Origin of the sequence: Lactobacillus helveticus (genome assembly GCF_046109915.1) — a bacterium.
Taxonomy (GTDB): domain Bacteria; phylum Bacillota; class Bacilli; order Lactobacillales; family Lactobacillaceae; genus Lactobacillus; species Lactobacillus helveticus.
The window spans coordinates 747,681-770,986 of the sequence record NZ_CP151471.1 but is presented as its reverse complement, the minus strand read 5'-3'; the positions used below and the strand labels follow the sequence as shown (position 1 = coordinate 770,986).

At 37.2% G+C, this 23,306-nt stretch carries 25 protein-coding genes and 1 pseudogene; 12 read left to right on the top strand and 14 right to left on the bottom strand.

Annotated elements, in window-relative coordinates:
* Positions 1–11 precede the first annotated feature (11 nt).
* Positions 12–527: a ClbS/DfsB family four-helix bundle protein gene (locus tag AADV52_RS03980; RefSeq protein WP_014918942.1), complete on the top strand. Its 516-nt coding sequence runs from the start codon at positions 12–14 to the stop codon at positions 525–527.
* Between the two features lie 245 nt (positions 528–772).
* On the opposite strand, the gene AADV52_RS03975 is transcribed toward AADV52_RS03980, so the two are convergent.
* Positions 773–1,951: an IS256 family transposase gene (locus tag AADV52_RS03975; protein WP_014918941.1), complete on the bottom strand. Its 1,179-nt coding sequence runs from the start codon at positions 1,949–1,951 to the stop codon at positions 773–775.
* A gap of 257 nt (positions 1,952–2,208) precedes the next feature.
* Here AADV52_RS03975 and AADV52_RS03970 point away from each other — a divergent pair, with 257 nt between their 5' ends.
* Positions 2,209–2,664 carry a DUF441 domain-containing protein gene (locus AADV52_RS03970; protein ID WP_014918940.1) on the top strand — a complete coding sequence of 152 codons (456 nt, stop codon included), beginning with the start codon at positions 2,209–2,211 and terminating at the stop codon, positions 2,662–2,664.
* A 29-nt stretch (positions 2,665–2,693) separates the two neighbouring features.
* Complete coding sequence (locus tag AADV52_RS03965) at positions 2,694–2,852, top strand: hypothetical protein (protein ID WP_003626603.1); 159 nt, start codon at positions 2,694–2,696, stop codon at positions 2,850–2,852.
* Positions 2,853–2,873: 21 nt separating this feature from the next.
* Here the strand turns inward: AADV52_RS03965 and AADV52_RS03960 are convergent, their stop codons facing one another.
* Genes AADV52_RS03960 through AADV52_RS03950 form a run of 3 tightly spaced genes read right to left on the bottom strand, consistent with a single transcriptional unit; the run spans position 2,874 to position 5,982 of the window.
* The gene (locus AADV52_RS03960; RefSeq protein WP_014918939.1) at positions 2,874–3,707 is read right to left on the bottom strand and encodes an energy-coupling factor transporter transmembrane component T family protein; all 834 of its coding nucleotides are present in this window, start codon (positions 3,705–3,707) and stop codon (positions 2,874–2,876) included.
* Complete coding sequence (locus AADV52_RS03955; RefSeq protein ID WP_014918938.1) at positions 3,700–5,412, bottom strand: ABC transporter ATP-binding protein; 1,713 nt, start codon at positions 5,410–5,412, stop codon at positions 3,700–3,702. Before AADV52_RS03955 ends, AADV52_RS03960 begins: the two co-directional genes overlap by 8 nt.
* Before the next feature lie 12 nt (positions 5,413–5,424).
* The gene (locus AADV52_RS03950; protein WP_014918937.1) at positions 5,425–5,982 is read right to left on the bottom strand and encodes an ECF-type riboflavin transporter substrate-binding protein; all 558 of its coding nucleotides are present in this window, start codon (positions 5,980–5,982) and stop codon (positions 5,425–5,427) included.
* Positions 5,983–6,113: 131 nt separating this feature from the next.
* Between AADV52_RS03950 and AADV52_RS03945 the strand changes: the two genes are divergently transcribed.
* Positions 6,114–6,494: a DUF1828 domain-containing protein gene (locus AADV52_RS03945; protein ID WP_014918936.1), complete on the top strand. Its 381-nt coding sequence runs from the start codon at positions 6,114–6,116 to the stop codon at positions 6,492–6,494.
* Positions 6,495–6,748: 254 nt separating this feature from the next.
* Here the strand turns inward: AADV52_RS03945 and AADV52_RS03940 are convergent, their stop codons facing one another.
* Both AADV52_RS03940 and AADV52_RS03935 read right to left on the bottom strand, forming a co-directional pair.
* A complete protein-coding gene (locus AADV52_RS03940) occupies positions 6,749–7,081 on the bottom strand; it encodes a hypothetical protein (RefSeq protein ID WP_014918934.1) in 333 nt (110 codons plus the stop codon).
* A gap of 17 nt (positions 7,082–7,098) precedes the next feature.
* Entirely contained in the window at positions 7,099–8,037 is a 939-nt protein-coding gene (locus AADV52_RS03935) for a sugar-binding transcriptional regulator (protein ID WP_014918933.1), read from the bottom strand.
* Between the two features lie 169 nt (positions 8,038–8,206).
* Between AADV52_RS03935 and AADV52_RS03930 the strand changes: the two genes are divergently transcribed.
* Positions 8,207–9,553, top strand: coding sequence for a threonine/serine ThrE exporter family protein (locus tag AADV52_RS03930; RefSeq protein WP_014918932.1), 1,347 nt, complete (start codon positions 8,207–8,209; stop codon positions 9,551–9,553).
* 102 nt (positions 9,554–9,655) lie between these two features.
* A complete protein-coding gene (locus AADV52_RS03925) occupies positions 9,656–10,162 on the top strand; it encodes a YbhB/YbcL family Raf kinase inhibitor-like protein (protein WP_409045318.1) in 507 nt (168 codons plus the stop codon).
* 48 nt (positions 10,163–10,210) lie between these two features.
* On the opposite strand, the gene AADV52_RS03920 is transcribed toward AADV52_RS03925, so the two are convergent.
* The 7 genes and pseudogenes from AADV52_RS03920 to AADV52_RS03890 form a co-directional block, all read right to left on the bottom strand.
* Positions 10,211–10,381 (bottom strand): LPXTG cell wall anchor domain-containing protein, encoded by a 171-nt coding sequence (locus AADV52_RS03920; RefSeq protein ID WP_227028484.1) that lies wholly within the window; start codon positions 10,379–10,381, stop codon positions 10,211–10,213.
* A 182-nt stretch (positions 10,382–10,563) separates the two neighbouring features.
* Positions 10,564–11,268 (bottom strand): hypothetical protein, encoded by a 705-nt coding sequence (locus tag AADV52_RS03915; protein WP_014918930.1) that lies wholly within the window; start codon positions 11,266–11,268, stop codon positions 10,564–10,566.
* 395 nt (positions 11,269–11,663) lie between these two features.
* Entirely contained in the window at positions 11,664–12,065 is a 402-nt protein-coding gene (locus AADV52_RS03910; RefSeq protein ID WP_014918929.1) for a mucin-binding protein, read from the bottom strand.
* Positions 12,066–12,301: 236 nt separating this feature from the next.
* Positions 12,302–12,790 carry a hypothetical protein gene (locus tag AADV52_RS03905; RefSeq protein ID WP_041808748.1) on the bottom strand — a complete coding sequence of 163 codons (489 nt, stop codon included), beginning with the start codon at positions 12,788–12,790 and terminating at the stop codon, positions 12,302–12,304.
* A 50-nt stretch (positions 12,791–12,840) separates the two neighbouring features.
* Complete coding sequence (locus AADV52_RS03900) at positions 12,841–13,206, bottom strand: hypothetical protein (protein WP_014918927.1); 366 nt, start codon at positions 13,204–13,206, stop codon at positions 12,841–12,843.
* Positions 13,207–13,428: 222 nt separating this feature from the next.
* Positions 13,429–13,497, bottom strand: a pseudogene (locus AADV52_RS03895) (YSIRK-type signal peptide-containing protein); the annotation flags it as partial.
* Positions 13,498–13,988: 491 nt separating this feature from the next.
* On the bottom strand, positions 13,989–14,498 hold the full coding sequence (locus AADV52_RS03890; RefSeq protein WP_014918926.1) for an aminoacyl-tRNA deacylase: 510 nt from the start codon (positions 14,496–14,498) through the stop codon (positions 13,989–13,991).
* A gap of 60 nt (positions 14,499–14,558) precedes the next feature.
* On the opposite strand from AADV52_RS03890, the gene prmA reads away from it, so the two are divergent.
* The 6 genes from prmA to aspS all read left to right on the top strand — a co-directional run bounded on the left by prmA (position 14,559) and on the right by aspS (position 22,069).
* A complete protein-coding gene (gene prmA, locus AADV52_RS03885; RefSeq protein ID WP_014918925.1) occupies positions 14,559–15,506 on the top strand; it encodes a 50S ribosomal protein L11 methyltransferase in 948 nt (315 codons plus the stop codon).
* A 55-nt stretch (positions 15,507–15,561) separates the two neighbouring features.
* A complete protein-coding gene (locus AADV52_RS03880) occupies positions 15,562–15,924 on the top strand; it encodes a hypothetical protein (protein WP_041809037.1) in 363 nt (120 codons plus the stop codon).
* A gap of 14 nt (positions 15,925–15,938) precedes the next feature.
* A complete protein-coding gene (locus AADV52_RS03875; protein WP_014918923.1) occupies positions 15,939–18,179 on the top strand; it encodes a RelA/SpoT family protein in 2,241 nt (746 codons plus the stop codon).
* Positions 18,179–18,616 carry a D-aminoacyl-tRNA deacylase gene (gene dtd / locus AADV52_RS03870; RefSeq protein WP_014918922.1) on the top strand — a complete coding sequence of 146 codons (438 nt, stop codon included), beginning with the start codon at positions 18,179–18,181 and terminating at the stop codon, positions 18,614–18,616. The genes AADV52_RS03875 and dtd overlap by 1 nt, the downstream gene beginning before the upstream one ends.
* Before the next feature lie 307 nt (positions 18,617–18,923).
* Complete coding sequence (gene hisS, locus AADV52_RS03865; protein ID WP_014918921.1) at positions 18,924–20,210, top strand: histidine--tRNA ligase; 1,287 nt, start codon at positions 18,924–18,926, stop codon at positions 20,208–20,210.
* Positions 20,211–20,215: 5 nt separating this feature from the next.
* Positions 20,216–22,069 (top strand): aspartate--tRNA ligase, encoded by a 1,854-nt coding sequence (gene aspS, locus AADV52_RS03860; protein WP_014918920.1) that lies wholly within the window; start codon positions 20,216–20,218, stop codon positions 22,067–22,069.
* On the opposite strand, the gene AADV52_RS03855 is transcribed toward aspS, so the two are convergent.
* Positions 22,052–23,263, bottom strand: coding sequence for an aminotransferase class I/II-fold pyridoxal phosphate-dependent enzyme (locus AADV52_RS03855; RefSeq protein ID WP_014918919.1), 1,212 nt, complete (start codon positions 23,261–23,263; stop codon positions 22,052–22,054). The genes aspS and AADV52_RS03855 overlap by 18 nt on opposite strands.
* Between the last annotated feature and the right edge of the window lie 43 nt (positions 23,264–23,306).

Below are 23,306 nucleotides of genomic sequence, written 5' to 3'. Positions count from 1 at the left end.
GGATGCTTCAAATGAAAACTTACGCAAATAAAGAAGAACTAATTACAGAACTCAAAAAATGTTACCAAAAATATATTGCTGAATTTGAAGATATCCCAGAAGAGTTAAAAGATAAGCGAGTTGAAAAAGTAGATAGAACACCGTCTGAAAATCTGTCTTATCAATTAGGCTGGGTGACCTTATTAATTGAATGGGAAGAAAAGGAAAAAGCTGGAATCAAAGTGCAAACTCCAGCAGAAGGGTATAAGTGGAATAATTTGGGTGAACTTTATCAATTGTTTTACCAAAAATATGGTTCAGTCTCTTTAGCTGAACAGATTCAACAGTTAGATGTAAAAGTCGCAGAATTATGTGCTTGGGTGGAAACGTTAAGTGATAAGGAGTTGTTTGAACCTGAACAAAGGAGGTGGGCTACTTCCAAAGCAAAATGGCCACTCTATAAATGGATTCATATTAATAGTGTTGCGCCATTTACAAATTTTAGAGTCAAGATTCGTAAATGGAAGAAAATCGTGTTGAAAAATTAAATTCAATCCCTAAAAATGTACTAACCTAAAAAGCCAATCTACCAAGGATTAGCTTTTTTACTACAAAAATGAGCCTATCTTGGTAGATAGGCTCTGCGTATACATATATTTTTCTGAGTATCTTTATTATGACATTTTTATAATAAGTTTTCACTTATTTTGACTTGAGAAAAAATAATTCTAGACACTGTCAAATAGTTTGTGTAAATAGATTTTTCTCGTAGATCGATTTTTAAATCTTTTATTTAGTCAAAGTAGGATTCTAAGGTATCCTGAACCTGACCAAAACCTTTGTGGATTCGATTGAAATAGCGTTCGTTGTAGCTCATTGCCTGAATGCCAATAAAAGTATCAAGCGACTGTTCAGTTGGAAACTCTGCTTTAGGCTTAGCTTTACGCTTGATAACGTTGTTAAAGGATTCGATCATATTGGTGGAGTAAATTGAGGCCCTGATTTGTTTAGGATAGTCATAAAAGACCAGCAGATCTGGCTCAATCCCCTTGAGGTTTCTGATGACATGATTATAAGCTCTGTTCCACTTGTCATAGAAGACGTGCAAGACTTTGATCGCAGCTTCTTTATTTGGCTGTTGATGGATTTGCTTGAATTCATTCATGATCATTTCGCGATCATCTACGCGTACTTTAGCGCAGATATTGCGCATGACATGTACTAGACAGCGTTGAAAATGGGCTTTGGGATAAGTCTGTTCCAGCACTGTCTTCATACCAACAACGCCATCTGAAAGAAAGAGCTCAACCTGTTCTAGACCGCGAGACTTCATGTCTTGAAGCATTTCCGTCCAATTCTCGACGTTTTCGCTAGGATCAATGCGGTAATCGATGACTTCCTTGTGGCCATTAGGCTTGATGCCAATGGCAATATAAACTGCTTCACGATCAAAGGTTATGCGGCGCAGAGGAATGTAGGTAGCGTCAAAATAAACGCAGAAGAACTTGTCACTGAGTTTGCGCTGATGATAGGCCTCAATTTTTGGAATCATCTGCTTGGAGATGTTAGATACCTGAGCTAGGCTGTAATGACTGCCATACATCTTTTCAATCAAGTCGGCTATTTCTCTGGTGGTTACGCCTTTGGAATATAGCTTGATAATCATACTTTCCAAAACATCGGAGTGCTGCTTGTAGTCAGGCAGCGTGTGCTGATGAAACAGGTCGTTACGGTCTCGTGGCACCTGGATTTCAATCTCGCCAAACTGCGTATCAACCTTGCGAAAGTAAACACCATTGCGTGAACTGCCTGTATTCCAGCCAGCTCTGGCATAAGGATCATAGCCTAAAAACGCAGTCAGTTCAGCTTTCAATAGGTCATTAACTGCTTGCTGGAGTTCTTTGCACAATAAATTGTTTATTTTGTCTTGATTGAATAGAGCTTGTGCCATATTTTTGGTAAAATCATTCATGAAGGAGTTCTTCTTTCTGTATGTTTTTTTTGTTTAAACCAATCATACGAGAAAGGAACTCCTTTTTCTAATATTTTAAGAAATTAATTTAAGGAATCATTCATCCTTACACAAACTATTTTACGGTCTCTAATTCTATTTTCAAGCAGATTTAGTTATAATGAAAATATTCTAATTGAAAGTTAGTGAGCCATCTTCACTAACTTTTTTCTTGTGTAAATTTAAAAAGAAAGATAGATGAAATGAAGGGGAAGAATATGGAGAGTTGGCTATTTTTAGCATTAGTATTAGTTGTAGCCTTAGTTGGTAAAAACATGTCGTTGATCATCGCTACAGGCGTGGTAATGGCATTAAAATTAATTCCATTTGCCAGCAAGTGGCTGCCAGTGATTCAAGCCAAAGGAATTAATTGGGGCGTTACCGTTATTTCAGTAGCAATCTTAATTCCAATTGCTACCGGACAGATTGGTTTTAAGGAGCTAATCAATACCTTCAAATCGCCAGCAGGTTGGATCGCTATTTTAGCCGGGATCGCCGTAGCTATTTTATCAAGATATGGCGTTGATCAGTTGGCAGCCGTACCGCAAGTAACTGTCGCACTTGTTTTAGGAACGATCATCGGCGTAGTAGTATTTAAAGGGGTAGCCGCCGGTCCAGTAATTGCTAGCGGTATGACTTATTTGGTTATCACTTTATTTAACTTGCATTTCTAATATATAATGTAGAAAAGGAAGGTGAGTGTATGGCAGTTATTGTTCATGAAGATATAACGCAGCGACTAGATGATTACTTAGAAAAACGGTTGCGTAACTATGAAGTTATTACACCGCCAATTCCTAAGAAGCCAGAAGTTGTCACGATTGATGACGATGATAAAAAGAAGAAACATAAAAAGGACTAATGCAAAATTAGTCCTTTTTTGCTACATGAATGGATTATAAAAGCGGCCGTGATTCAATTGCCAGAGCAAAATTACTATTAAAATAGCTAAGACCGACAATCCCATCACCCAATAATCTTCTTTCTTAAAAGATTGAGCTACATACCAAGTTCTTTTCTTCTTAGAACCAAAGCGTCTTAACTGCATGGCCGTACTGATGGTATCGATTCTCTCCAGACTAGAGAAGATGAGCGGCATAATAATGTTTAAAGTGCCTTTGATTCGTTGCGATAACTTAGCCTTTTTTGACAATTCGTTGCCTCGAGCTTGCTGGGCAACGGAGATTGCCCAATATGAATTCTGAATATCGGGAATATAGCGTAAGGCCAGTGCCACAGCATAAGAAATTTTATAACTAATGCCAATTTTGTTTAAACTAGCGGCGAATTGGCTCGGATTGGTCGTCAACAAGAATAATAAGACAATCGGGATTGAGCAGATATACTTTAGCAGCAGATTGAATAAGTAGAAAACTTCCTGAATTGTTAGAGTGAAGTAGCCAGCATGAATTAGAATACTGCGTGAATGATAAATTTCTTGACCATAGGTTGGTTGAAAGAGATAAACGAAGATTAAGTTTAAAATCATGAAGGCAACGATAAATTTCACAATAAAGGAAATCTGCGACCATTTGATTTGTGCTTCTTTGAATAAAATAATGGAGAAGACACAGATTGCAAGTAAGAAGCGTGTATCATAAGTGATCATACAAGCGGCTGAGACCAGCAACATGAAGATTAGCTTCGTAGTAGCATTTAATTGATAAATAAAGCTGGTGCCAGGCTGGTAGCCTAGAATCTGGTTTTGATCATGCATTTTTACTGGTCCTTTCTGAATCGACATAGGCACGGACGAAGTAATTAGGATCCTTTAGATTATATTTACGTGCTAGGTCATAAAGACTAGTTCTTTTAAGAGAAGCCTTTTTAATTAAACTGTTTTCGGTTAATAATCTAATCGGCTCAGTGTCCGCAATTAGTTTTCCATCGGCAAAAACCAATGAGCGATTAGTGTATTCCATCATCAAGTACATATCATGCGTAATAATCATGATAGTCTTGCCTTGATCGTTTAACTTCTTTAAAAAGCTCATGATTTCCGTGTAGGTCTTCCAATCTTGACCAGCGGTTGGCTCATCTAAGATGATTACGTCAGGTTCAAGAACTAGGATAGCGGCGATGGTAACGCGCTTTTTTTGACCAAAACTCAAGGCAGAGATTGGCCAATGGCGGTAAGGGTAAAGGCCACAGATTTTTAAAGTCTCAAAAACCTTATCCTTGATTTCTTCTTTGCTGTAGCCACGTAGACGTAACCCCAAGGCAACTTCATCGAAAATCATCTTTTGTGAGATCATCTGATTTGGATCTTGCATGACATAGCCAATTTTTTCAGAAATTTGCTTAATAGAGTATTGTGATAGGTCATTGTCATCAAATAAGATTTTGCCTTCATTGGGAATAAAACCGCAAATAATGCGGCAGAGCGTAGTTTTACCTGCACCGTTTTGTCCTACAATAGACACAAAATCGCCCTTATTAATAGTGGTTGTAACATCACGCAATGGATTAACCTGCAAGTGATTGTAGCGATGTCCCACGCCTTTTAGTTCAAGCAAGGAATGCTTTTCTTCTTTAGTAGAAATTAAGGAAGCATCGTCTGTCCATTCTTGCAATTTTTGTCCAATCTTAGCATCATCAGGCAAAGCCTCTATTGAAGTTAGATCAGGAATCGTATCTAAATCAACAGCAGCTTTGACTAAGGCAGTTAGATAAAGAGGGCTTCTTACACCGATATCTTCTAACTTATTTTGATGAAGCAAGTCATTAGGTGATTTATCAGCGATAATTTTGCCATCATTAACTAAAATGACACGATCGATAGGCTGGCTGAGCACCTCTTCTAAACGGTGCTCAATGATAATTACCGTCGCATTATTTAATTCCTTTTGAATTTGATCGATTAACGCCATCGTTTTCATCCCTGAAGCAGGGTCTAAGTTGGCCAGTGGTTCATCGAATAACAGAATAGGAGATTCGTCAATTAAGACGCCAGCAAGTGCTACGGTCTGCTTTTGCCCACCAGATAAACTCTGTGGTGCCTGCTTTAATAAATGGCTGATCTCTAATTCATCGGCCCAGCGGTGAACAGTCTGTCTAATCTTATTCTGCGGACGACAATCGTTTTCTAATGCAAAAGCGATGTCTTCACCGACAGTTAAACCGATGAATTGACTGTCAGTGTCCTGCAAGATGGTTGATGTAGTGAATGATAAGTCAAAGAGGTCGGTTTTTTTGATATTTTTGCCATTAATTAAGCATTCACCAGTAATTGTTCCAGTATCAATATTAGGAATCAGACCGTTGATGCAGCGACCAATAGTTGATTTGCCACTGCCAGATGGCCCTGCAATTAATATTTTTTCACCGCGATTAATAGTTAAATTAATGTCCTGTAGCGTAGGGAATGCTTGGCTGTCATATTTAAATGAAAAGTTTTTAAAAGTAATAATAGGTTCAGTCATGCCTAAGTCTTTCTAATCTTCTTTACGTAAACTGCCTTTTTTAATTTTGGTACCAGCATAAGCCTTTAATAAAAGCGTGCCGACTACTAGGATAGTGATGCCGTTAGAGAGGGTAGCACTAATTCCTTGAACAAAAACTTTGTTGGCAGGTTCGCTGTAAATGATAATATCTCCGATAGGAGCAACCACTATCCAGGCTATGATATTGGCAAAGATTTGAACAATATTAAACAGCAGAATTTGTTTAATGCCAAAAATACCATTTTTAGGATCAAGCTTTTTGCTGGCTAATCCAATAATCAAACCTAATACACCGGTAGCCAAAACCCAGCTCCACCATGTTTGACCATACATGATAAAATCAGATAAAGTATGGCCGATAAAACCTACTGCAAAGCCAACTTTAGCGCCGTAGATTGCGGCAAAAAGAGCCAAAAATGGGAAGACTAGCTCAATGTTGGTATTAGGAATAGGAGTTGGAATAGAGGTGAAACGGGCCAGGATAACATAGATAGCCGAACCGATTCCCATAGCGACAACATTTTTAACAGATAAATCTTGTTTTTTCATATTTTTTCTCCGTTTTGTGATAATAATACCGTATAATTGGAAAGCGGTTACCGTCAAGGGGATGTAGCAGAAAAGCTGGATATGTTACAATTAAAATTATGATAATAATGAACTAGTAGTTAGAGGTAAAAATGAAACAGGACGAACTAAAAAAATTAGATAATGAAATTGGTCAATATGCGGCCGATCAGACCAAGATTATATGGGTTGATGATCAAACCATGCAAATTGCTACAATGATGATTGATTCTTATGGTGACACCGTTTATGTGTGGGTTAAGGAAGATGAAGATAATTGCCGGGTAAGTGATGGCGGTCGTATTTTGTTTAAACTTGATCCTAATCAAGAAGATATGGAATTGTATGAGACTGCGGCAGATATCGCTCTTGGATCAGGCTATCAGTTTGATGAAGAACATTGTGAGATTTATGTTGATGTTGATCGCAAAAATGTGGCTCAGGCAGCAATGAAGCTGGCCCAATTGCAAGTGGCAATTTCATATTTAGGCTAAAAAAATGCATCCCTCGATCTTTTTTGTTGATCAGGGATGCATTTTTATATTCAAATTTCTTCGGGCAACTTTAGGCATTGATAATCCTTCCTACGTGAACATCTTCTGGTTTTTGGCATTTAAATCAAAATCAGCGATATCCTCGGCTAAGGCCATAATTGTTTCAACATCTGGAATACAGTCATCTACTCTAAATTCCATAATTATCACATCTACCGTCATTGTAGATCGGATTTATCGAAAAGTTAATCTGATTATCCTTTTTTCTTATTATTATGTTGCATAAAAATAAAGAATGCAGAAATGATGTTAATAATCACTGCAGGCAATGCTAATACTGCTGTAAAACCATAAAGTGCATTGCCTATAACGCCTAAGATTGGTCCTACTAGTGAAATGCTTAAATTATGTGATTGGACAATAGCAATTGCGTTAAGAATTACGCCTATCCAAGCAAACAGATAGAAAAAGAAGGCGATTTTAGCTGTGAAATCTGCTCCAAAGATTGCAAACCAAGAACAGATGAATAGGCAGCAGTTAATTAAATTGATTGCTCCGATCCATAGATCATATTTTGATTTTTTCATATTATCCCCCCTAAAAGTTAATCTGCTTCGCGCAATACACGTTGAGTTAGACCATCGTTAATAACTAGGTGTGTGATGATACCGCTGCGCAAAGCGCCTAATAATGCTTTTGACTTGAACCGATTGCGGACGATGCAGAAGCGGATTGGTGTTCGCGTGATGTCATTCATTGATATACCGCAGATATGTTTTTCAAAATCAGAGAAAAATTCACCGTTGATATTGTAAGGCCGTCCCATAATAAAACCAGCTACTTGTTCTTCCGGGATGTTTTGGAATAGTCTAGGACCATAGTTTTTATCCAAAAATGGATTAGTCTTAAATGATTCAATAGTGCCCAGACCCGTAAAGAGGAGGTCTAAGTTATGGTAGCAGTTTTCAATTACTTTGAAGTAGGGCTCTTTTTTTAAAGCTGGAATAATCTTAGGATTCAAGATATAAAGTGGCGTAGGCAAGCCTAAGCTTTTAGCATGGAATTTTTCAGCTGCTTCTTGCATCAAAGGATTTTTGCGACGATTTGAATTGATGGCGTGACCTAAGAGCTGAACGAAGCAAAGCTTATTAAAGTTTTCTTCATTAAAGTTGTTAATGACGCTGCGCACTGTGCTGCCCCAGGTGAGACCAGCGATACGGGTATTTTGCAAATATGTTTGAATTTGCTCAGCCGCAAAATTAACCACAGCTTCACCATCATCGCTACCATGTTCTGAATCCTTTAAAATAAAGACTTCTTTTAAACCAAATAATTTTTGAAATTTTCGCTCCAAAACTTGGTTGCGTTTGATGCCTTGCGTGATTTTAATTTTAACAATGCCACGCATTTCCGCGTCATCTAGTGCCTTGGCGATTAAATAGCGTGATAGGTTATATTTTTGTGAAATTTCCGCAATATTTAGCTTGCTGAGATAAAAATCATGAGCAATACTAGCAAGTTGTTCATCAGTTAATTGTGCCACTATAAACCGTCCTTTATTTTTAATTCATATATTCATTATAGATTTAAAATAGTAAAATGGAATGCTTAATTTTTGAAAAATATAAAATACGTTCCACTCAAAATTACTGTGTTAAAATAGAGAAGCGTATTTTAATCGAATTTAAAAATGAGGGAAAGAAATTAGTCTAATGAAGGAAAAGGAACGAGAATATCATTTGTCGCAAAAACATCACATGAAGATTTTATGGGAGGAGTTCTTCAAGAGTGATAATAAGACAATGGCACAGGATGCTACTCTAGTTGAAAAAGCATCGATCGTTGGCCGAGTAGGGATTATGCTGCTGAGCTGCGGAACCGGTGCTTGGCGTGTGCGGGATTCGATGGATACGATCGCTAGAACTTTGGGGATTACCTGTTCAACAGATATTGGCTTAGTTTCAATTGAATATACTTGTTTTGACGTAGACAATGAATCATATTCACAGACATTGTCTTTGCCAGCAACGGGTGTGAACATGACCAAGTTGAATGAGTTAGAAAAATTCGTTCGTCAGTTTGAAGCTGGGCACGGTAATTGGAAGATTGGTCAAATTCACAAGCGTTTGAGTGAGATCGAAAATCAAAAATCAGCTTATTCAGCAGCAATTGCTGGTCTTAGTTCTGGTTTAGCCTGTGCAGGCTTTATCTTTTTGCTAGGTGGCGGCTTGCCTGAAGTCATTTGTGCCTTTTTAGGTGCAGGAGTAGGTAATTATGTACGAGCACTTATGGGCAAGCGCAAGATGACTCTTGTAGCTAAAATTGCGGTAGCCGTTGCAGTAGCTTGTGCGGTTTACTTTTTATCTTTCCATATTGGCAAAATGATTTTCCACTTAGATTATCATCATGCTTATGGCTATATCGGTGCAATGCTGTTCGTAATTCCGGGATTTCCGTTCATTACGTCAGGACTGGACATGTCTAAGCTGGATATGAGATCTGGGCTTGAACGAATGACCTATGCACTTTTGATAATTACGATTGCCACTATGTCAGGCTGGGCAGTGGCTACGATTTTGAATTTGCATCCGGGTTCTATGCCTAAGTTGAATCTCAATTCAGGGATGCTAACATTCTTGCGTTTGATTGCTAGTTTTTGTGGGGTATTCGGCTTCTCAATCATGTTTAACAGTCGTCCTAATATGGCCGCAACTGCCGCAATCATGGGTGCTATGGCGAACACTTTACGTCTTAGCTTAGTTGATTATGGTCATATGGCACCAGCCCTGGCTGCCTTTATTGGAGCTCTTGTTTCAGGGCTTTTAGCAAGTATTGTTAGACAAAAGGTTGGTTTCCCACGAATTGCAATTACGGTTCCTTCAATCGTAATTATGGTTCCAGGGCTGTATATGTACCGCGCAGTTTTCAACCTCGGTATTACTAATATCAATATTGGTGCTTACTGGATTACTGAAGCATTGATGATCGTTATTGCACTTCCGTTAGGATTGCTTGCCGCACGTATCTTAACAGACAAGAAGTGGAGACATGCAGATTAAATAAATTGAATAGCAAAAAGAGTCAGATTTTCTGGCTCTTTTAATTTGCTTTTGATAGCCTTTTTGAGTCAAGGGCTAATATAATGAACATGAGGTGATAATATGAAAATCGAAATACCAACAATGAACGGTTACTTATTTGACCGTTATGGCAAATTTGCACCTGCAGACCAAAAAATTGAAGGCAAGCCTAGCCGCTCTTTTCCTATTTTTGTTTCTGACGTGCCCAAAGATGCAAAAGCTTTAGCAGTTTATTTTCATGATTATGATTCAGTTCCAGTTTGTGGTTTTACTTGGATTCATTGGTTAGCTGCAAACTTGCCTGTCAAAGATATTCCTGCTGATATTAGTCAATATCATCAAAATATTGATTTTGTTCAAGGCTATAACAGCAATATTAGTAAGTTTTTGCCAAAAGATTCAAGACCAGTATTGGGCTATACAGGTCCTATGCCACCAGATAAGACGCATAACTATTCATTAACTGTTTATGCCTTAGATCATGAATTGGAATTAAAAGATGGTTATTATCTAAATGAATTTTTAGACAAAGTTAAAGATCACATTATTGCTAAGACAACTATTGAAATTCCAAGTCGTGCTAAATGAAAAATAAGACTACTGATTTTTCAGGAGCCTTATTTTTTGCGCTATTGTTTAATTTTTACGCTTTTTGATAGCTAATCCCATTAAGCCAGCTACAGCTGCCAAACTTAATCCAATTACGCCTAAGTTGGATTTCTTTTCACCAGTTTCTGGAAGAGTATTGGCTGAAGCAGAGTTATGATCTGCTTTTGAAGAAACTAAATTACTTTGCTTAGTAGGGATATTTTGACCCTTAGGACCAATATTATGGTTGTAATCTTCACCCTTAGGAACGTAGTTATAGTTGTAATCCTTCTTCTTGTTGTGGTCTAAGCTTTCACCATTTGGATTATGGTTAGTGCTCCATGAATGATTCTTCTTAGGAATATGTTTCTTGTGCTTAGGCGTCTTAGTTGGAGTAGGAGTTACAGGCTTATCTGGTTTTGTGGCTTAGGTGTTGGTTTAGGTTGTGGCTTAGGCTCTGGTTGTGGTTCTGGGGCAGGAGTAGTTATAGCATATGGAACTTGAATACCGATTACGCCATTTTCTGGTAAAGCAGTAATTCCATCATTGTTAAATGGAATTACTTTGATTTCACCGTTTTTACCTTTGACAATTAAAGCTTGTTCGCTTTCATGTTTGCCAGTGTTATCGGTGATGATAAATTTGCCATTAGGATCAATGGTGTAGCCATCATCTAATTCTTGGTAAAGATCTTTAAATGGAATGGCCTTGAATGAAAGACCATCATTATTAGTACTGGTCTTCTTAGCATCGAGTGACCAATTAGTCCAATCCTTTTTAACGCCAGTAACTAGATCAACATCTTGTGTACGAACAAAGTAGAGATCATAGTCTTTAGGTTGGAAGCGATCTGGGACAGGATGACCTTGCTTTGGACCATTTTCGTAGTAGCCTTTGACTACTTCGTTTACAGTAGCAGTTTGTGTTTGCTTTTCTGTTTCATGGGTGAAATATACATAGTATACTTGATCATTTGGCTTCTCTGTATTGTCAAAGACCAAGTTTTTAGCTGCATAACTATTAACATGGTTTTGGTCTTTTGACAAAGCGATAGTTTGTGAGAAGTTATTACTTTGATCAAGATTTAATGTAGTCCCATCTGACATTACCACATCATTTAGAACAAAATTATTATTTTTACCATCTGTTGCAGTTGTATCAAGAATATAATGATGGTTAGGTAAGTTTTCAATGACATTAGTTGCAGGGTTGATAGTTGTGACAGATAGTGGTTCTTAGTTAGAGATTACAGAAGGATTACCAATTTCTTTTTTACTATCTTCATCAATATAGTGAATGGTGATGTTTTCATGAAGTTTGTATGGAATAGTGATAGTGTAGGTAGTTTTGGTACCATTTGCCCAATTAGAAGTTGGTATTTCATAAGTGTTATTTTTACCATCTAATGAAAGTCCTTTAATACTTGTAGAACCATTATTAGAATTGATTAAATCAATGTTTGCGTTATTATCATTAGTTCGGATCTTAATATCCTTACTATTTAATGCATATGTTGCTGGATCAGAATTTTCAACGCCTCTGACTGTATTAGATATATGATTTCACTAAATTGAGGTTGATCTTTATCTGGAGTCCATTCACTCCATTCAATGTGGTTCCCATTAGGATCTTTTGTTGCGTCATAAGTACCAGTACGAGTATAAGTTACAGTTATTGTCGTATTTGGTTTATCAGTTACAGGATTTGATGCATGTGGACCATTTTCATAGTAATAGTTAACATTTTCAGTAACTGAAGCATGTTGGGTAACAGTTTTAATATCTTCTTGTTCAGAATCACTAGATGCTGTTCCATAATAAAATGGTTCAGTATACGTTTCTTGGCTCTTCCCACTACCTTTAAAATTAGACGTAATAAGCACTGGAATGGAGCCTGGAGACACCGTGCTAAGTGTATCTAACTGAATGAAGTAGGCGGTATTACCATTTACATTATTACCTAAAGAACTATCAGCATTAAAAGTAGTGTTGCCTTCTTTTTTACCAAAGGTAATCGTATTATCTTTAGAATCTTTAGTTAATGCTTGACCAAACTGTGTACGTTGTAATCCATTAGCACCGTAAGTAATGTAATTATAGATAGTAGGTGCATAGCCGTTATTATCTTTTTTCCAATTAGTTATAAATTGATTATATTTTGGTGTATCGGGAGCTTATCACCAATTCCAAATCGAATTCCATTTCCATTTTGTAAAAGATCACTTGGAACTTCGAATACTTTAATAGAAGTAGGTAGTAATTTTTGTGCTCCACCGAATTTGGCTTGGAAGTTAGGATCCAGTAATTCATTCCAATCTTTATTTAGCACCTTACTATAATTGAAATAAATACCCCATTGATAGATAGTTTGATCAGAATTTGATTCTACTGTTCCATTAGTAATCTTGGCATTAGGATCAATATTTTTAATTAAATCGTAATCAGTGGCACCGATGTTACCATACTCACTTTCTTTTTTTACAGTTGTTTCTGCTAAATGAAAGCCTTTAATTAACTCATATTCATTAACTTTGTCTTCAAATGGAGTGTATTCCTTTTGATAAAGTGGAGTAGGGGTTGAAGGTATTGTTTTATCATCATATTTAACTGTTACTACGGGAGCTACCATGGTTGGAGTTTTAATGGTGCTATCGTCTCCTAGAATATGAAAATTAAATTTCAATTCTGTTGGAGAGGAAGTGCCTTTCCACGTGCATTATAAATACCATTATCTGCATATTGGATGTTCCAATCACCATTATTGCTAATTTTAGTATTTACCTTAATATGATTAAATTGATTGTCTGCATCTGCATTAGTGACAGCAATTTGAATAGGATTGTTTTTGGTAATATCTTTATTAGCATTTTTGAAATTAATATTAACGTTAACTTTAATTGGGTCTTGACAAGCTATTAAAGTATCTTTTTTGAGGTTATTTACAGTATCTTTGTCTGTATCATTGGTTTTAATAGTGACATCACTAGAGTTGATTTTACTTTCTTCCAGTTGTTTTGAATTGAGCGTTTGTGGATGTTGAGCCACCTTTAAAGTAGTAGTTGCTTCATCATCTTTTTGTGCAGCAGGTTGTTTATTAACCGCAGAATCGTTTTCTTCCTTTACCTGTTGAGATTGGTTAGCTTGATCATCTTTTGCAACATCTTCATCATGATTTTGAGTTGATTGAGATTGACTATCAACTTCTTCAGTTTTTGCCTCTGAAGCTTGTGTATCATTTTCTACATCAGCGTGAACAAGTTGACCATTACTTAAGAAAAAGGTAGTGCCAAGAGCAACAGCAGCTAAGCCAACAGATAATTTTCTAAAACCAAATTTTTGTGTTTCATTCTTTTAAACCCCTTGTATTTTAGAAATTTGGAAGATTTAATGTTAAAAGTTATATAACATCTTTGCTTATTATTTTTAACACATGTAGCTTAGCACAAAAAATAACAATCGTACCCAATAATTGTAATTATTTTGTAAAAAATACTAATCTGTGAAAAGAGTTACGGCAGTATATAAGATAAAAATTTTAGAAAAATAAAGTTATCTTAATAACGAAAGGCAAACTGAAAGCAAACAAAAAGAGCAACATGAAGCTGCTCTTTTTATATATGTAATATGTTATCAATTTTATTTTGGTTAATTTGAAATTGCCACCGCTGTAACAATAAACGCAGCAGTCATAGCAACTGTAAAACCAACAATTCCTAATAATATATTCAGTTCAGTCATCTTCTTCTATATCTGTCATGTTTCTATATGCGGTACATGATTAGTTTAACATAAAACGAAGATGATGACGCAATAATTTGAAAGCGCTTTTATCCTTTTAGATCTACAAAAGGTGCATGACAGAATTTTGCTAAATCTTCAGGATTTAAAAAAACACTTCGACCTAATTCACCACTTGAAACGGCAATTTCTTCGTTGTCTTTCATAGAATCATCTAAGTAAATAGGTAGTTTTTCTTTGAAGTAAATACCAATTGGCGTATTAGCTCCATGAACATAACCGGTAGTTTTAGCCAATTTCTTCAAAGGAAGCATTTCACATTTTTTATTGCCGGAAACTTTGGCTAATTTTTTCATGCTTAAATGCTCTGTAATTGGAACGACTCCGACTAATGGACCAGTTTTATTTCCTTCACAGACTAACGTTTTGTAGACTAAATGCTCTTTGTCTTCTAGAATAGAAGTGTCCATCTGTGCAACGCCACCTTTATCTTTGGTGACTGCAAATGAAGCTTGACGATATTTGATCTTATTTTGATCTAAGATCTTTTCAACTAAAGTTTTTTCAAGTTTGTTTTTTTTATTCTTTTTCTTTGACATATTTATCACCTTTATCATGATAGCATTGTACAAAGAAAATCCCAAAAGGAGATTACTATAATGAAATTATTAATTATTAAAATCGATACTAGTCAAGAAGTAGAAGATGCTTTAAGCATTTATGCTATGGATAATTTGAATGCCTTAGGCGTTGAATCTAGAAACCGCAGCGATTTTGAACAAGCGGGTTGGCTTCATGATTCAACCGTTGTTGATATGGACGATATCAAAGATTTGCCTAAAGATACATATTTCTACGCTTACTTTGACGAAGAAGCAGATAGAGATGAATTAGTTAAAAAGTTCCAAGACAAGATGCAGGAACTTAAGGGATATGGTCTTAATATTGGGGATGCAAAAATTACTACTTCCTATATTGAGGATCAAGATTGGAACACTGCTTGGCAAAAGTATTACCATGTGATCAACTTCTCTCGTCACTTGGCTATTGTGCCTAAGTGGGAAGACTATAAGCCTGCCTTTAAGGAGCAACAATTGATCAAGCTTGATCCAGGTTTGGCCTTTGGTACCGGTAATCACAAGACTACTCAATTAGCAATGATGGGCCTTGAGCGTGCAATCGTGAAGAAGCCAATTAGTGTGGTTGACGTTGGTACTGGTTCAGGAATCTTAGCAGTCGCAGCTTCAAAGCTTGGTGCTACTGATATCTTGGCTACCGACATTTCTGATGAATCAATGACTGCAACTGAACAAAACTCCGCTTTAAATGATATTAAAAATATTCGTGTTCAAAAGACTAGTTTGCTTGCAGATGTAGACGGAAAATTTGATATTATTGTGGCTAACATTTTAGCCGAAATTTTGCTAGAGCTTATTCCACAAATGGATGCTCACTTAAATGAAGGCGGACAAGTCATCTTTTCAGGAATTGACTACTTGCAATTGCCTAAGATTGAAAAATCATTAGATGAAAATGGCTTTAAGATCGACCTTACTATGAAGCAAGGTCGTTGGGTTGGACTTGCCATTACTAGAAAAGAAAAATAATCGTGGTAAAATATTATCAATTAAATTAAACTTTGATGAGAGGCACAAACTTTTAATGAGAAAAATAGGGGATAAAATTAAGAACATTCCGATAATTAGAAAATTAAACACCTATCGATGGATGCCACTTGTCTGGTGGAGTATTTTAGTGGTGATCTTGCCTTACGTTTCAAGTCTTTTACATGTGCCCATTGTTTGGCGCGAAGGCCTACTATTTATGATAATTGATAGCACAATTGCTTATCATGTAGGTAATCTAATCTTGAAACTAAAGCTGAAAAGATGGTGGCTGCTATTGTTGCCGATTGTTTTTTGCTTGGCAATGTTGCCTAAATTTGCTTTGTATAATTTAATGTTTGGCTTGATTTATTTAATAATTGAAGCCTTTGGATTAATGAATAAAAATATTTACCGTTAGAAGGGATGACCAGAATGTCTAAATACATTGAAATGACACATGATCAAGTGATTGATACTTGTAAAAAGTATATGAATGATGATCAGGTTGCTTTTGTAGAAAAGGCATATGAATTTGCAAATAAAGCACATGCTGGCCAAAAACGGGCATCCGGGCAACCTTATATTATTCACCCAACGCAAGTTGCTGGGACTTTAGCTACATTGGGCTTGGATCCAGATACGATCGCTGCAGGTTTTTTGCATGATACTGTTGAGGATACGCCAGTTACTAATGACGAATTAAAGGAAAAGTTCGGTGAAGACGTTGCTTTTATTGTTGATGGCGTAACCAAATTAAACAAGTATGAGTACAAGTCTCACCAAGAATTTTTGGCAGAAAATCACCGTAAGATGTTAATTGCGATGGCTAAAGACTTACGTGTAATCATGGTCAAGTTAGCCGATCGCTTGCATAATATGCATACTCTGCAGCACCTGCGTCCTGACAAGCAGCGCCGGATTGCTTCTGAAACAATGGATATCTATGCACCACTGGCTGATAGATTAGGTATTGGTACTATTAAGTGGGAACTAGAAGATATGAGTTTCCACTACTTAAACCCTGAAGCTTACTACCGCATCGTTAATTTAATGGATGTTAAGAGAAGTCAACGGGAAAAGTATATTGCTGATACTATCAAGACCTTGAAGAAGACTTTGGACGAATTAGGCATTAAATATGAGATTTATGGCCGTCCTAAGCATATTTATTCCATTTATAAAAAGATGGTTAATAAGCACAAGGATTTTGATGAAATCTATGACTTGCTTGCTGTGCGTGTAATCGTTAAGAACGTCCGTGACTGTTATGCTGTCTTGGGTGCCGTTCATACAGAATGGAAACCAATGCCTGGTCGTTTTAAAGACTACATTGCTATGCCTAAGGTCAACGGCTATCAATCCTTGCATACAACAATCATCGGGCCTGGCGGTCGACCACTAGAAATTCAGATTAGAACTGAACAAATGCATGAAGTTGCTGAATACGGTGTTGCTGCCCACTGGGCATACAAGCGTGGCAACTTTACTGGTGTCCAAGAAAGCTCTTCTGGTGAAAAGCTTGACATGGTACGTGAAATTCTGGAATTAAAGGACGAAACCAAGGATGCCGGCGAATTCATGAAGTCAGTTAAGAGTGATATCTTTTCTGATCGTGTTTATGTCTTTACGCCAAAAGGTGAAGTATATGAATTGCCAAAAGGATCAGTTACATTAGACTTTGCCTATGCCATTCATACTCAAGTGGGTAATCATGCGGTAGGTGCGAAAGTTAATAATAAACTGGTTCCGCTTGATTACAAGCTGAGAAACGGCGACGTAATCGAGATTATGACGCAAGCTAGTGCTGCGCCATCACGTGACTGGGCAGACATGGTCAAAACTTCTAGAGCTCGTAATAAGATTCGCCGCTACTTCAGAAGTCAAGACCGCGAAGAAAGTATTGAACGCGGTAAACAGATGATAGCCAATATGATTCGTGAAGAAGCCCTTGCGCCTAAGGACTTTATGGATAAGGATCATATTGAAAAAATTCTTGATCATTTTAATTACCATACTACTGAAGAATTATATGCTGCCGTCGGTTTTAGTGATTTGTCTGCGCAAGCTGTAGTTAACCGTTTAACAGTTGATTTGCGCCGTGAGGATGAAAAGCAAAAGCAAAAGGAATTAGAAGAAAAGATTCTGAACTCTGGGCAACAATCTATTCAAGATGAGCAACCAAAGAAGAATTCTAATTCTACTATGAAGGTCAAGCATAAGAACGGTGTCATGATTCAAGGCGTTAGTGACTTGATGCTTCATTTGGCTAAGTGCTGTAACCCAGTTCCTGGTGACAAGATTATTGGTTATGTTACTAAAGGCCGTGGTGTAACCATCCACAGAACAGATTGTAGAAATATTACCAAAGAAGCAGAAGAACAAGGTCGTTTAATTGACGTTGAATGGGAAAATGTTGAAGAAAATAGCGTTCAATCATTTAATGCCAATATTGAAGTCTTCGGCTACAATCGCTCTAATTTGCTCAGTGATGTAATTAACAAGCTAAATTCACTTACTAAAAATATCAATAATATTTCAGGCAAGGTTAATGAGGATAATATTGCACATATCTATGTAACTGCTGCGGTTAAAAATTCACAACAGCTTGATGAGATTTTAAGTAAATTGCATGATATTCCAGATGTTTATGAAACTAAGAGGTCAGATAATTAATGCGAGTTGTAATTCAGAGAGTTAACCATGCTCAAGTAAATATTGACGGTAAAACCGTTGGTAAGATTGGCAAGGGGTTTATGCTATTAGTCGGTATCAAAAATGGGGATGAACTACCAGTTGTAAAGAAGGCAGCTGATAAGATTGCAAAGATGCGAATTTTTGAAGATGAGGAGGGCAAGACTAACTTATCTTTGAAAGATGTTGGTGGTGAAATCTTGAGTGTCAGTCAATTTACTTTGATGGCTAATACTAAGAAGGGCAATCGTCCAAGTTTTGTGGATGCTATGCGTCCGCCTAAGTCTAAGAAATTATGGGAAGATTTTAATAAAGAGCTTGAAGCAGATAGCTTTCATGTTGAAACCGGTGAATTTGGAGCAGACATGCAAGTTGAACTTGAAAATGATGGTCCATTCACAATTGTGTTAGATCTTTAAATTATTCAGCCGTATGGGTTGACTTATTGCATTAAAGAATATAAGCTAATAAAGAATATAAGCTAATAAAGAATTATCGATGACAAAGAATGAAGATTAGCAATGATCTATTGAAAGAGACTGCTTGTGTTGGTGAGAGAGCAGATAGATCGCAGTCTGTGACACCTTTACCAGATAATGGATCGTTTTGCGAGCGTTAATCGTAGTAACCAATAAGGTGGTACCGTGCTAATATAAGCGCCCTTGATTTATTTCAAGGGTGCTTTTTATTTTTTAACAGGTTATCAAATATAAAAAGGATGATTAAATGAGAGTTCAAAAACCTAAAGGTACAGTTGACATTTTGCCTGAACAATCTGGCTCATGGCAAAAAGTCGAAGAAACTGCTAGAAACTTTTTCAATCGTGCAAATTATCGCGAAATTCGCACACCAAGTTTTGAAAACTACGAGATTTTTTCTCGTTCAAGTGGTGATAGTTCCGAAATCGTAGAAAAGCAAATGTACGATTTTAACGATAAGGGTGGTCGTCATATTGCACTTCGCCCTGAAGGAACAGCTGGCGTAGTTCGTGCATACGTTGAAGATAAGATGTATGCTCCTGAAGTTGTTAAGCCATTTAATGTTTTCTACATGGAATCAACTTTCAGATATGAAAGACCACAAGCTGGTCGTCAACGTGAATTCCACCAAATTGGTGTTGAAAGCTTCGGCTCAAGCAACCCATTAGCTGATGTACAAACTATCATGATGGGTCATGACTTATTAGGTGAACTTGGCGTTAAGAACTACCAATTGCACATTAATACTTTAGGGAATGAGCAAGTTCGTAAAGATTACCACGATGCATTGGTAAACTACTTCACTCCAGTTAAGGATGAATTGTCAGAAGATTCCCAAAGAAGATTACGTGATAATCCTCTTCGTATTTTGGATTCCAAAGATGATCGTGATAAGAAGTTCTTGCCAGATGCACCTAAGATTCGTGATTTCTTGGATGATAATTCTAAGGCAAACTTTGAATCAATCTTAAAGATGCTTGATCAATTAGGTATCGATTATGTAATCGATGATGACTTGGTTCGTGGTCTTGACTATTACACTGGTGTTATCTTTGAATTTATGGTTGAAGATAAGAGCCTCTGGGAATCAGCAACTACCATTTTGGGTGGTGGTCGTTACGATCACTTAGTTGAAGAATTTAATGGTCCAGAAACCCCAGCCGTTGGTTTTGGTATTGGTGAAGAAAGATTAATGCTTGTTCTTGAAAAGCAAAACCCAGAATTGTTTAAGAATGAAGGCATTGATTTCTTCATTACTAACATCGGTGAAGGAACTGCACAAAAGGCTATTGAGATTGCTAGAAGCTTGCGTAAGCAAGGCTTTGAAGCTGATTTTGACGTTAACCAAAAGAAGCTTAAGGGCCAATTCAAGAAGGCTGACCGTGAAGGAGCCAAGTATGTAATTACTTTGGGTGAAAAAGAACTTGCTAACGGCGTCTTGAATATTAAGCGTTTAGCAGATGGAAAGACCATTGATCTTAGCCTTGAAGATATTAATGATATGAATAAGGTAATGAAAGAATTAAAGGACTAGAAATAATGGAAAAGATCGAAAAAAGAACAGATTATTGTGGCAATATTACTGAAAAATATATTGGTGAAAATGTAAACCTTTATGGTTGGGTACAACGTGTACGTAACCTTGGTAACTTGGTATTTATCGATTTGCGTGACCGTGCAGGTATCGTTCAAATCGTTGTTAACAAGGATTCTGGTAAGAAGTTAATGGACATTGCCGACTCACTTGGTAACGAATACGTTTTGCAAGTTAAGGGTAAGGTTGTTAAGCGTTCAGAAGTAAACCCTGACATGAAGACTGGTCAAGTTGAAGTTGATGCAACTGATATTATTGTTTTGAACAAGGCTAAGAACCCTCCATTTGAAATTAAGAATGGTGTTGAAATTTCAGAACAAACTAGATTGAAGTACCGTTACCTTGACCTTCGTCGTCCAGAGGTACAACAAGCTATTATCTTACGTTCAAAGATTTTGCGTGCTACTCACGAATTCTTTGATGAAAATGGCTTTATTGATATTGAAACTCCAATTTTAGGTAAGTCATCTCCAGAAGGTGCACGTGACTACTTAGTTCCATCAAGAATTTACCCAGGTAGTTTCTACGCACTTCCTCAATCACCACAATTGTTCAAGCAATTGCTCATGGGTGCTGGCTTTGACAAGTACTACCAGTTAGCTCGTTGTTTCCGTGACGAAGACCTTCGTGGTGACCGTCAACCAGAATTTACTCAAATCGATATGGAAATGTCATTTGCTGACGAAAAGACTATCCAAGATTACACTGAAGGTCTTTTGAAGAAGATCATGAAGTACGTTAAGGGTATTGATCTTAAGACTCCAATTAAGCGTATTTCATGGACTGATTCAATGAACAAATATGGTTGTGATAAGCCAGATACTCGTTACGGCATGCTTATTCATGACTTGAGCCCAATCTTTAAAGACAGTGACTTCAAAGTCTTCTCAGGTGCAATCGCTGATGGCGGTTTTGTTAAGGGTATCGCTGTTAAGAATGGTGCTAAGGTATACTCACGTAAGAAGATTGACCAAAAGGCAGAATTCATCAAGCGTTTCCACGCTAAGGGCTTAGCTTGGGTTAAGTTTGAAGATGTTGAATTCTCAGGTCCTGTTGCCCGTTTCTTAACTGACGAAAACAAGGAAGCTTTGAAGAAGGAATTCGATCTTGAAGGCGGCGAATTAGTAGTATTTATCGCTGACAAGTGGAAGGTCTGCTGTGACAGTTTGAACCACCTTCGTCGTGAATTCGCTAAGGAAACTGACATTATTCCTAAGGGTGTTTATGACTTTGTATGGGTTGTTGACTGGCCATTATTCGAATACGATGAAGGTCTTGGCCGTTGGGTAGCAGCTCACCACCCATTCACCATGCCAGATGATGAAGGCGTAAAGCTTTTGACCACTGAACCACATAAAGCACATGCACGTAGTTACGACATCGTAATGAACGGTGACGAAATGGGTGGTGGTTCAATCCGTATCCACAAGCGTTCAATCCAAGAAGATATGTTCAAGGCATTAGGCTTCACTGAAAAGCGTGCTTATGAACAATTTGGTTACTTGCTTGACGCCTTAGACATGGGCTTCCCACCTCACGCAGGTTTGGCAATCGGTCTTGACAGATTCGCTATGATGCTTGCTGATAAGGATAATATTCGTGACGTATTGGCATTCCCTAAGAATGCTAGTGCTTCAGAACCTATGATGCATGCTCCAGCTCCAGTAGCAGATCAACAATTGAATGATTTGGGTATTGAAGTTGAAGCTAAGTACGAAGATAGCGTTAAGGCAGCTGAAAAGCGTCTTGAAGATTTAGCAGTTGAAGATGCTAAAGAAAACTCAACTTGGAATAAGTAAATAAGAGATAAATAAATTATTAACAAAATCAGTAATTCTACGTAAACTTTCACGTAATTGCTCAGTTGATGAAGCATATGAAAGGCGAACGTATCCTTCGCCACCTTTACCGAAGTAGCGACCAGGAGTAACACCGACTTTTGCTTTTTGAGCTAATTCATAAGCAAAGGTTTCATCGTTAGTACCATATTTTTCAGGAATCTTAGCAAAAATATAGAAGGCACCTTGTGGTGTAGCCATTTCAAAGCCTAATTTTTCCAAGCCAGTTTGCATAAATTGCAAGCGACTTTCATAAATCTTGCGTGATTGAAGTGGATCGTTTTGACCGTTGTTTAATGCTTCTACGGCAGCCATTTGGACATTGTCTGTTACTGAAGTTACCAAGAATGCATTAATCTTGCGGATATTTTGCATAATTTGCTTAGGTCCAGCAATATAGCCTAAACGCCAGCCAGTCATTGCGTATGCTTTAGATAAACCAGAAATAAGGATGTTATGATCCGGAATGTATTCTGATAAGGAATGGTGTTCAGCATTTCCGTAAACAAGTTCAGCGTAAATTTCATCAGTTACTGAAAAGATCTTGTATTCTTTAATAACTTCGGCCAAAGCCTTCAATGTTTCAGCTGGATATACACGACCGGTTGGATTTGATGGATCGGTTAAAATAATAGCTTTTGCACCTTTGCCGCAACCTTCCAAAACGTGACGCAAATGTTCAGGAGTTAAAATAAATCCATCCTTTTTGGTATCGATCTGAACGGGAATTGCACCGGTCATTTTAATTAATTGGAAATATAGTGCCCATACAGGAGTAGGGACTAAGATTTTATCACCAGGATTTAGCAGGGTCATAAACACATCATTTAACGCACCCGTAGCTCCGACAGTGACACAAATTTCACTTTTTGGATCATAGTGGACGCCAATTGAACGATCAAGATAATTGCTGATAGCATCAAGAAGTTCTGGCTTCCCGGCTTGAGGAGCATAGTGTGAATCGTCAGTTTGAATATCGGCAATGGCCGCTTGCTTGACATGTTCAGGCGTAGCAAGGTCAGGCTCACCGATAGTTAATTTAATAATACCAGGGATACCTGAAACCTTTTGATCAAATGCCCGAATTTTTGAAGCAGATAAATTATTAAGTCTTTTGTTAATAATTGAATTTAAATCATTAGATAAATTTGACATATATGAAGTTCCTTTCTGTATTACTTGAATTTTATAGCACCAA